Annotated in this window: 10 protein-coding genes; 1 reads left to right on the top strand and 9 read right to left on the bottom strand. The window is 34.8% G+C overall.

The features are described 5' to 3' along the window. Window positions 1-214: 214 nt before the first annotated feature. From PHF25_07515 to PHF25_07485, 7 genes are all read right to left on the bottom strand, one after another. Complete coding sequence (locus PHF25_07515) at window positions 215-784, bottom strand: flavodoxin family protein (GenBank protein MDD4527863.1); 570 nt, start codon at window positions 782-784, stop codon at window positions 215-217. Window positions 785-794: 10 nt separating this feature from the next. Then, a complete protein-coding gene (locus tag PHF25_07510; protein MDD4527862.1) occupies window positions 795-1637 on the bottom strand; it encodes a 50S ribosomal protein L11 methyltransferase in 843 nt (280 codons plus the stop codon). Beyond that, window positions 1637-2065 (bottom strand): ACT domain-containing protein, encoded by a 429-nt coding sequence (locus PHF25_07505; GenBank protein ID MDD4527861.1) that lies wholly within the window; start codon window positions 2063-2065, stop codon window positions 1637-1639. Before PHF25_07505 ends, PHF25_07510 begins: the two co-directional genes overlap by 1 nt. Before the next feature lie 10 nt (window positions 2066-2075). Beyond that, on the bottom strand, window positions 2076-3344 hold the full coding sequence (locus PHF25_07500) for a phenylacetate--CoA ligase (GenBank protein ID MDD4527860.1): 1269 nt from the start codon (window positions 3342-3344) through the stop codon (window positions 2076-2078). 42 nt (window positions 3345-3386) lie between these two features. Continuing rightward, window positions 3387-3956: an indolepyruvate oxidoreductase subunit beta gene (locus tag PHF25_07495; GenBank protein ID MDD4527859.1), complete on the bottom strand. Its 570-nt coding sequence runs from the start codon at window positions 3954-3956 to the stop codon at window positions 3387-3389. Then, window positions 3949-5595, bottom strand: coding sequence for a thiamine pyrophosphate-dependent enzyme (locus PHF25_07490; GenBank protein ID MDD4527858.1), 1647 nt, complete (start codon window positions 5593-5595; stop codon window positions 3949-3951). Before PHF25_07490 ends, PHF25_07495 begins: the two co-directional genes overlap by 8 nt. An 81-nt stretch (window positions 5596-5676) precedes the next feature. After that, a complete protein-coding gene (locus PHF25_07485; protein ID MDD4527857.1) occupies window positions 5677-6960 on the bottom strand; it encodes a phenylacetate--CoA ligase in 1284 nt (427 codons plus the stop codon). 224 nt (window positions 6961-7184) lie between these two features. Here PHF25_07485 and PHF25_07480 point away from each other — a divergent pair, with 224 nt between their 5' ends. After that, entirely contained in the window at window positions 7185-8861 is a 1677-nt protein-coding gene (locus PHF25_07480; protein MDD4527856.1) for a glutamine--tRNA ligase/YqeY domain fusion protein, read from the top strand. A 2-nt stretch (window positions 8862-8863) separates the two neighbouring features. Here PHF25_07480 and PHF25_07475 read toward each other — a convergent pair whose 3' ends face one another. Together PHF25_07475 and PHF25_07470 are read right to left on the bottom strand one after the other, a co-directional pair. After that, window positions 8864-9559 carry a hypothetical protein gene (locus tag PHF25_07475; protein MDD4527855.1) on the bottom strand — a complete coding sequence of 232 codons (696 nt, stop codon included), beginning with the start codon at window positions 9557-9559 and terminating at the stop codon, window positions 8864-8866. Between the two features lie 82 nt (window positions 9560-9641). Continuing rightward, window positions 9642-10328, bottom strand: coding sequence for a pseudouridine synthase (locus tag PHF25_07470; GenBank protein MDD4527854.1), 687 nt, complete (start codon window positions 10326-10328; stop codon window positions 9642-9644). Window positions 10329-10445 lie beyond the last annotated feature (117 nt).

Genomic DNA, 10445 nt, shown 5'->3' with positions numbered 1-10445 from the left:
TCTTCTGCTGGGAGAGGGCAAGAGTTTCGAGTTCTGAAAGCAATTAATAAAAAAGAATAGCGGATTAATAAGACCGGCAATTAAGGCCTTATTTTAGGAAAGTTTAAGAATTCTATTTTTAGTTAATTTGCATTAGCAACACTTAAAAAACTAGATTCCCGCCTTCGCGGGAATGACTCAATAAATCTGAAAATGACAAATTAATTCAAAAAAATTATTGTAGTTTTTTAAGAAGATGCGCCATATTTTGGCCAAGCACCTTCATATTAGTCATGCCTTCTGCATCTTCTAATACCGCGCCAACAGGTCCACCTATTCCAAAATTCCAATAGTTACCACTAGCTATATACATTTGGCTAATCTGAAAAAAATGATTCATGGAATCAAACGCATGCACCATTCCACCTCTTCTAACTGCTGTAAGTGCAGCACCAACTTTTCTTTTTAAAAACTCATCATTTGCACGCGCTACATAACCTACTCTATCGATAAAAGCCTTCATTTCTGATGTAATATCAGCAAAATAAACAGGAGAACCAAGGATAATACCATCTGCATCTATTAATTCTTTAATATAACCATTAAGTTCATCTTTTATAATACAAGTTTTATTCTTCATCTCAGCACACTTACGACAGCCTAAACAGCCATGTAGACCAGTACCGGCAAGTTGAATTAATTTTGTTTCAATCCCCTCTTTTTGAAGTTCCTCAAAAACAGTATTAATTAATATTGCTGTATTACCATCTTTTCTTGCACTACCATTTATTCCTACTACTTTCATTTTCTACCTCCTACTTAAAAACCAACAAATACGTATACCAACCATCATCTTCATAAATATCTGCAGGGACAATTCCCTCGGTATTTAAAAACACATCCATTTGCGTTTTCCTATAATCACTTATGCCAGAGAGTAAAACATACTTCAACGATGTCTGCCCTGCTGTAAAATATTTAAAATACTGAATAATCACATCCACAGTAATATTCGCTATTATAAATTCATAATCTTTTCTTATCTCTAACTCTTCTGATGCATAAACATTAACTTTGGAATTATTACTTTTAACATTTCGCTTACATGCTTCTATTGCAACAAGATCATTATCCATGGCATCAAGATAATCGGCACCTAATTTATCACAAGCAATAGCTAATACACCAGAACCAGTACCAAAGTCCAAAACCTTCATGCCAGCTTTAAAATATTTATCTATTAAAATTAAACAACCCTTTGTTGTTGGATGTGAACCATTTCCAAAAGCCATCCCTGGGTCTATAACAATTTTTATTTTATCTATATCCTGAATTTCCTCTTTGGAAATACCAACAACTAGCTTTTCGGTAGTAATTGGGACAAAATGCTCTTTCCAGGCTTCTTGCCAATCTTTGTCTTGTAAAATATCTTTAGATATAGCCACAAGCTCTTGTTTGCCGTTTTCTACAACAAAAGAACTAACTACATCAAACACCCTGTTCTGCGTCAAAGAATCATCACTATAGACATTAAATAATGTGTCATCATTGTTGCCAGGAAATAATTCTATTGAGAAAATAAAACCAGCGGAGTTTAGGATTTCTTCTAATTCCTCTAGCTGATTATTGTTGGTTAGTATTTTTACTAAATGTTGCATTAAGAAGTAATGTCTTTTTCCGAAACTACTGTTAATCCTTTCGCGATCAACTGCTCTTTTGCTCTAGCGGGTTCTTCTACTTTAAAAACAAGTAAAGCTTTATCTGAATGTTTCTTTTCCACAAAGCCATACATGTATTCCACATTGACTCCCGTTTCAGAAAAAACCTCTAGCACTTTAGCAAGCCCGCCTGCTTCGTCTGGAACTTCCACTGCTAACACTGGCGTAATCCTTGCGGTAAATCTATTGTTCTTCAACATTTCCACAACTGCATCTGGATTGTCTACAATAAGTCTAGCAATACCAAACTCAGCAGTATCCGCAAGTGAAAGCGTCCTAATATTCACTTTATTACTAGCTAATAACTTAGTCACTTCCAATAATCTACCAGGTTTGTTTTCCATAAAGACAGAAATTTGCTTAATCATTGTTTGCCTCCTAAATCTTTCTATTATCTATAACACGCTTAGCTTTGCCTTCTGAGCGCTGGATACTCTTTGGCGAAACAAGCTTTACTTTAGCATAAATAAGCAATTCGTTATGCAGAGCATGTTCTATTGTTTTTTCAATACTCTCCACAACCTTAACTTCATCAAAACATAAATCATCACTCATTTCAACATTAACCTCTAAAGAGTCGAGATTGTTAAACCTATCAATAATCAACACATAATGCGGTTCTATGCCTTTCTGCTTCAGCAAGACATTCTCTATCTGTGAAGGGAAAATATTGACTCCCCTAATAATAAGCATATCATCAGTGCGTCCAAGTAAACTATGAATCCTACGGTGAGTTCTTCCGCACTCACATTTGTCTTCAAAAATATAGGTAATATCACGTGTTCTGTAACGCAAAACCGGAGTTCCTGTTTTAGTAAGAGTCGTAATAACCAACTCTCCCTTCTCTCCATCAGGTAACGATTCACCTGTTTCCGGATTAATTATCTCAGGATAAAAATGGTCTTCAAAGAAATGTAACCCTTTCTGACGCTCACATTCGGCAGCAACGCCTGGACCAATAATTTCCGTCAGGCCATAAATATCATATGCTTTTAAATGGAGTTTGGATTCTATCTCTACTCTCATGTTCTCACTCCAAGCTTCAGCTCCAAAAAACCCAGCCTTAAGTGGCATCTTAGAAAAATCAAAACCCATTTCCTTCCCAGCTTCTGCTAAATAAAGAGAATAAGAAGGAGTACAAGTCAAGACAGTGGAACCAAAATCTTTCATAACCTGCAATTGTCTTTGTGTGTTACCACCAGAAATAGGAATCGTTAAACAACCTAATTTCCTAGAACCATAATGAACTCCAAACCCACCAGTGAACAAACCATAACCATAAGCGTTTTGAACAATATCTGATTTGGTAACACCACCCATTGAAAGCGTCCTAGCCATAGTCTCTGACCAAATCTCAATATCGTTTAAAGTATAAGCATCTACAACTGGTGTACCTGTTGTGCCTGAGGACATATGAACCTCAACTATCTCGTCTTGCTCACAAGCACACAAACCCAGAGGGTAAACTTCTCGCAAATCATGCTTGGTAGTAAAGGGGAGCTTAACAATATCTTCTATGGATTTGATATCATTTGGATTAACGTTTAATTCATCCATTTTCTGCTTATAAAAAGGAACTTTGTAAACCAACTCTACAAGTTTTTTCAGTGATTTTGATTGTTGCAAACGCAATTTTTTAGTATCCATTGTTTCTATTTTTTCATTCCACATTGATTGCAATAACCTTTCTTAAGAAAATAGTTTTTTACCTAAACTAAAAGCAGACAAATTACTCTCATATGTACCTTTTGGAACCAAGTTTTCCATAGCTTTTTCCCATGACTTATCACTTATCTCTAAAAGGTTAGAAAGCACTCCAAGCAAAGTTGTATTCAGCACCTTATGGCTACCGTTTTGTTTATTTATTTCTATAGGATTAACCAAATAGAAATCCTTAAACTTCTTCTTTAAACTATCGATGACGCTCTCTGGGTATTCTTTAACTGTTTGTGGCTGAATCTTTGTCTCCGATAGTATTACTTTGGTCTTCTCATTTGCATAAGAAAGCCAACGAACAGTTTCAATCAGTTCAAGGGATAAAAGGACATCTGCTTCACCAGTTTTTATCGTTGGAGAATACACTTTTTTGCCATATCTAATATGAGCAAACACCGAACCACCTCGCTGACTCATCCCATGAATCTCTGATTTCTTCACATCATGACCATCTAACAACGCTGCTTCTGACAAAATATCACTTGCCGTAATTATTCCTTGTCCACCAACACCAACCATTAATATGTTTTTTATTTTATCCATTATTCTTTTCCTTTTTTCTCTTATATATCAAACAAGGTCCAGTTACTACCATCAAGCAAAGCTCTTTTTTCGCTAATAATTCCTGAATTGTTTCAGAAATAATCTCTTCTTTATAGGCAGTTACTGTTCTAAAATTATCTTTTTTAATCCCGATAGCCTCTGCAAGCTTTTGATAATCAATCACAACTGTTTCTTCCCCTGTAATTGTTGAGCCATTAAAAGGGTTTGGTTGCATGCCGGTCATAGCAGTGGTGCTATTATCCAGAACAATCACCAAAATCCGACGTTTATTATAGGCAGCATTGATAAGACCAGTGATACCTGAATGTGCAAAGGTAGAATCTCCAATAACTGCAACAACGTCATGTTTAAACTCACTACCTTGGGCAAGCTCAATACCCTGGGCAAAAGGAATGCTTGCGCCCATATCCACACAGGCATGCATCGCAGAATATGGAGGAAGCGTGCCTAAAGTGTAACATCCTATGTCGCCACTAACTGTCAGACCTAGTTTATTCATTGCATTAAAGGTTTGAGCGTGAGGACAACCAGGACACAACATGGGAGGTCTCGCAAATGGTTTAATCCCAACTTCCATCCCTTTGAATTTATTACCTGTAATAGCTGTATAAATTAATTCTGGACTATATTCACCAGTAACGGGCAATATCTCCTTACCAACAATATTGTTGGCTCCTCTTGCTTTCAGTTGATCTTCAATAAAAGGATCTAATTCCTCGACAACATAAACCTTTTCGTAACCTTTGCAAAATTCTAATAAATTTCTCATTGGCAAAGGATAAACCATCCCTATTTTAAAAATATCTGCCTCAGGAAATACTTCTTTCACATAGTTATAGCAAAGTCCTGCAGTTACAAAAGCTATTTCACCTTTTCCTTTTTCAATTCTATTAATCTCTATTCTATTGGAGAATTCCTCAAGTGCTTTCATCCTATCTTCAACAACAAAATGTCTTTGTCTAGCAAAGGCGGGAATCATAACATGTTTCTTGATGTTTTCTTTTTCAAATCCTTTATCGTGTTCATAGTTTAATTTGGGTTCAAAAGCAACAACAGTTTTGGAATGAGATATTCTCGTTACACTTCTTAAAAATATAGGAGTATCAAAGCCTTCACTCAATTCACAAGCATATCTAACAAATTCTTTTGCTTCCTGCGAGTCAGAAGGTTCAAGCATAGGAACTTTTGCCGCACGTGCATAATGACGACTATCTTGTTCGTTTTGTGAGGAATGTAAATCAGGATCATCCGCAACCACCACAACCATCCCAGCATTTGCCCCAATATAGGAAGCAGTAAACAGTGGGTCGGCTGCAACATTTAATCCAACATGTTTCATTGTAACTAAAGTTCTTTTGCCAGCTAAAGCAGAACCTAAACCCACTTCCATGGCAACTTTTTCATTAACTGACCATTCAGTTACAACATCTTCATACTTAGTAAAGTTTTCTAAAATCTCTGTAGATGGTGTTCCGGGATAACCCACCCCAACCTTCACTCCTGCTTCATAAGCACCTCGAGCTATTGCTTCATTTCCTGATAATAAATTCTTGTTTGTCATTCTATTGTTTGTTACCTTTCTTTTCTTATCTTTTGTTTCTAGTTTAATTATTCCCAATTTAGTTGGGAATCCAGTGTTTTCAAATGCTTTTAGATTCCCACCTATGTGAGAATGACACCTTATATAATACTTTTTAGCTTACCTCATGTCAAAAACACGTTTAGCTTTACCGGGTAAAACCTCAATGGAGTCAGGTCTTACCAAATGAACCTCTGGAGTTAACAAAAGCTCACTTTTCAGAGACTCCCTCACCTTTACTTTAAGACATTCTAAATCCTTAAAATTATCAGTAAACGAATCTTCTGTAAGCTCAGCATATACTACTAACTTATCCATATAACCTCTTTTATGTATCTCTATTCTATAGTTTCTACCGATACCAACAACTTTCATTAAAGCTTTTTCTATTTGGATAGGAAAAGTATTAACACCATTTAAAATTAACATATCATCGGAACGACCTTTGATGCGTTCGATTCTTCGATGCACTCTGCCACATTTGCATGGCTCTGGAATAATTCTAGTTAAATCCTTTGTTCTGTAACGAAACAGTGGCATTGCTTCCTTTTGTAAGGTAGATAAAACTAATTCTCCTTCTTCTCCATCTGGTAGAACTTTGCAAGTAACTGGATCGATAATTTCAGGATAAACGTAATCTTCCCAAATATGTAAACCATTTTGATGTTTACATTCAAAAGCTAGACCTGGACCACACATTTCTGATAAACCATAAGAATTGTAAGCTTTAATTCCATATAATTGCTCTATTTGTTTTCTCATTTCCTCTGAATGTGGCTCAGCTCCAATATAGGCTATTTTCAACTTCAATTCCTTTGGGTTAATACCTACTTCAGCAAATCCCGAAAATAAGTGCATCGCGTAACTTGGCAAAATATGCATGATAGTCACACCAAATTCCTTCATAAACCATATTTGTCTTGTGGTATTCCCTGGACCAAAAGGAATGGTCAACATGCCCACTTTTTCAGCTCCATAATGGAAACCTAGTCCGCCTGTAAACAAGCCATGTCCCATAGTATTTTGAAAAATATCTTTATTGCTCGCACCTGTCATGGTCATGCATCTAGCAACTAAATTTGTCCAGTCATCTAAATCTTTCTTGGTATAAAAAACAACTGTGGGTGTTCCGGTGGTACCAGAAGAAGAATGAAGCCTGACTATCTCAGAATTATCTACTGCAACCAAACCGTAGGGAAAATTTTCTCGTAAATCATCTTTTGTAATAAAGGCAAGATCCTCAATTTCTTTGAGTGACTTAAAGGGCTTAAGTTTATTGAATTTCTTCTGATAATATTCAGACTTTTTGGCTCTTTGCAACGCATTATTAAGTAAATCAAGCTGCTTAATTCTTAGATCTTTTTCTAAAATAAATTCATTCTCTTTATCCCAGCAATTTTGCACTACCTAATACCCACCATTTTCTCTAACTTTCTTTTTTGCTCAACAGAACCTCTAAATAATAACACAAAACCTGCTCATAGTTTACAGTTTGATTTTAGATTAAAAATAAACCGTATATTTAGAGTTCTGTAAAAATTATAAACTTCATTCAGTAATAATTATTTGCTAAAACTTATATAAATTTCAAATCTACAAATAAAAGTTTCGTGATAGAATATAAAACCATGGAAACACAAGAAAAAAGCCTTAACTTTATAGAACAAATTATTGCTGAAGACTTAGCTTCTGGAAAACATAAGGAAGTAATTAGTCGTTTCCCTCCTGAACCAAACGGATATTTACATATTGGTCATGCAAAATCAATTTGTCTTAACTTTGGTCTGCCACAAAGATTTGGGGGAAGATGCAATCTACGCTTTGATGATACAAACCCAGAAAAAGAAGAAATGGAATACATAAACTCAATCCAAGAAGACATTAAGTGGCTTGGTTTTGACTGGGGAAAGAAAATTTATTATGCTTCAGATTATTTTGACCAACTATATGAATGGGCAATTCTTCTTATTAAAGAAGGCAAAGCATATGTTGAAGATTTAACTGCTGAACAAATCCGTGAATATCGTGGAACATTAACTGCACCAGGGAAAGAAAGTCCCTTCAGAACAAGAAGCATTGAAGAAAATCTAGAACTTTTTACTAAAATGAAAAACGGTGAGTTTAAAGACGGAGCCAAAGTACTTAGAGCTAAAATTGATATGTCCGCTCCTAACCTAAATCTTCGAGACCCTGTACTTTATAGGATCAAACATGCCCATCATCCAAGAACTGCTAACAAGTGGTGCATTTATCCCATGTATGACTTTACCCATGGACAATCAGATGCAATAGAACACATTACTCATTCCATTTGTACGCTAGAATTTGAAGACCACAGACCACTTTATGAATGGTTTCTAAATAATCTTCCTGTAGCATCAAAACCGAGACAAATAGAGTTTGCTAGGCTTAATCTAAGCTACACAGTTATGAGTAAAAGAATGTTGCTTAGACTTGTACAAGAAAAGGTTGTGGATGGTTGGGATGACCCACGAATGCCTACCATCGCCGGCATGAGGCGCAGAGGATACACGGCTGAAGCCATTAAAGCATTAGCTGAAAGAATTGGTGTTAACAGAATGTTCAGCACTATTGATTTTGCCTTACTTGAACATTTTCTACGTGATGACTTAAATAAACGCGCATTAAGAGTCATGGCTGTACTAGACCCAGTGAAACTAATCATTGATAACTATCCTAATAATGCTGAAGAGATGATGGACGCTGACAATAACCCAGAGGATGAAAATTCAGGAACCAGACAAATACCTTTTTCTAAAGAAATCTATATAGAAAGAAATGATTTCATGGAAGATGCTCCAAAAAACTTTTTCCGTCTATCTATTGATAAAGAAGTTAGGTTAAAACATGCCTACTTTGTAAAATGTACGCATATTAATAAAGATGCAAATGGTAATATCACAGAAATACACTGTACTTATGACCCACTTACCAAAAGTGGCAACAGCAATGATGGCAGAAAAGTTAAAGGAACTCTGCATTGGGTTTCCGTTAAGCATGCCAAAGAAGCTGAAGTCAGACTTTATGAGCATTTGTTTACACAAGAAAATCCCTATGACGTTCCTGAGGGTAAAGACTGGATAGAAACAGTAAACCCAAACTCTCTTGTAAAAACAACAGCTTACATTGAACCTGGCTTAACAGAAGCCAAACCTGGCGTACAATATCAATTTATACGGAATGCTTACTTCTGTGTGGACAGCAAAAACTCTACTCCAAGCAAACCTGTTTTTAATAGAATAATTACGCTCAAAGATACTTGGGCAAAAATGCAGAACAAATAAAACTATTTTTTGCTTCTAAAAAACAACAAATAACTAGAACCTATTCCTATTAATAAGCTAAGTACTAGTTTGACTAAAAGAAATTGTGTAGGTAAAAACAAAAACAGAAAAACAGCAAGAACTACTAAAAATATCTTCCCAACAATAGTCAAATAATTAACAAAAGCAAGGTGAAAACTATCTTTTAGTTGATAAAATCCTTTGTAATTATGACCGAAATACCACTTTATACTTTTAGAATATTCTAAGGACATTGAAAAAATTAAATAAAAAACAAAAAATATCATTAAACGCAAGACAAACGCTTTATATAAAAGAGGAAAATAACCTTGAGTAGCCATTGGAATAAACTTTATATAAACAAAAACATTTAAGAAAATAAATTTTAATAAATAAAGGAAAAAAGCGGATAAAACAGCGGCACTAAGCTTACCTGCACCACCTAATGTCCTAGCTGAAATAACTTTTTTTGCAGAAAATAAAAAATAAATAATCAGCACATCAAAACAAAAAGCGAAGATATCTATTGGTAACATAGCTAAATAGTAATTAATTAAAATTGGTGAAAAATATCTCAATAAATAAAAATATTTAATAACAAAATCAAAGAAATAAACAGAAAGCATTAATACAATTAACGCATTTATACTATAAGAGAATAAACGGACTACCCCAAAAGGTTTTTTTTCCATTTGCATGCCTATATATTACTATGTTTTTTGTTCTTAGCGAAGAGCTATGTTGTTTTTACTTAATCAAAAGTAACGCAAAATCAAAAAATCACATTAAATCGGACTTGTTTAAAAGTCGATAATCACCAGAACGAAGGTCGCCTAACTTTAAGCCTGCAAAGCTTATTCTGGTAAGCTTAATAACATTAGCCCCTACTTTTCTAAGCATTCTCCTGATTTGTCGATTCTTCCCTTCAGATAAAGTTATAGTAAATCTTTGTTTAGAATAAACGTTAACCTTGGCTGGTTTAGTGACAATATCCATCATTCTAATTCCTGACTCTAGTTTATCAATCATGCCTTGAGTCAGAATTGTATCAATAGTTACTTCATATTCACGTTCATGTTCTATTCCAGAGTTCAAAAAATGGTTAGCAACTGTCCCATCATCTGTCATTAGGATCAATCCCTCAGAATCTTTATCCAAACGACCAACACTGCTCAAATGACTATATTTTTTAGGTAATAAATCTGTTATCTGCTCACAACCGTCTTCCGGGCAATTAGTAAAGACACCCCATGGTTTATTAAATAATAAATAGGTATATTCAACTTTATCAGCTAAGGGAGATATTTCAACTTTGTCTAACAGTGGATTAATTTTCGTCCCTAAATCTGTAACAGTCTTTCCATTAAGCAATATCCATCCTTTTTGAATGTATTCTTCGGTCTTTCTTCTGGATAAAATTTTCTGATTGGAGAAATATTTTTGAATACGAACTAACTCATTTTCCATAAAACTATTTATTTAATACTTTCCAGGGTTTCCAATACTTAAAAAATACTGATAAAAGCTCTAATGAATCAATATCAGCTAAACAGTAGACCGGTTCAATAATGATTTTTTGTTGTG

This window comes from Candidatus Margulisiibacteriota bacterium, from assembly GCA_028706105.1.
Lineage (GTDB): Bacteria > Margulisbacteria > Riflemargulisbacteria > GWF2-35-9 > DYQY01 > DYQY01.
Note: the sequence above shows the minus strand (reverse complement) of the source record. Positions and strands in the feature narration are given on the sequence as shown.

What these genes read in the sequence shown, in the direction of transcription:
- PHF25_07515 (MDD4527863.1), bottom strand. Translation starts at nt 784, where the DNA reads ATGAAAGTAGTAGGAATAAATGGTAGTGCAAGAAAAGATGGTAATACA.
- PHF25_07510 (MDD4527862.1), bottom strand. Translation starts at nt 1,637, where the DNA reads ATGCAACATTTAGTAAAAATACTAACCAACAATAATCAGCTAGAGGAA.
- PHF25_07505 (MDD4527861.1), bottom strand. Translation starts at nt 2,065, where the DNA reads ATGATTAAGCAAATTTCTGTCTTTATGGAAAACAAACCTGGTAGATTA.
- PHF25_07500 (MDD4527860.1), bottom strand. Translation starts at nt 3,344, where the DNA reads ATGGATACTAAAAAATTGCGTTTGCAACAATCAAAATCACTGAAAAAA.
- PHF25_07495 (MDD4527859.1), bottom strand. Translation starts at nt 3,956, where the DNA reads ATGGATAAAATAAAAAACATATTAATGGTTGGTGTTGGTGGACAAGGA.
- PHF25_07480 (MDD4527856.1), top strand. Translation starts at nt 7,185, where the DNA reads ATGGAAACACAAGAAAAAAGCCTTAACTTTATAGAACAAATTATTGCT.
- PHF25_07475 (MDD4527855.1), bottom strand. Translation starts at nt 9,559, where the DNA reads ATGCAAATGGAAAAAAAACCTTTTGGGGTAGTCCGTTTATTCTCTTAT.
- PHF25_07470 (MDD4527854.1), bottom strand. Translation starts at nt 10,328, where the DNA reads ATGGAAAATGAGTTAGTTCGTATTCAAAAATATTTCTCCAATCAGAAA.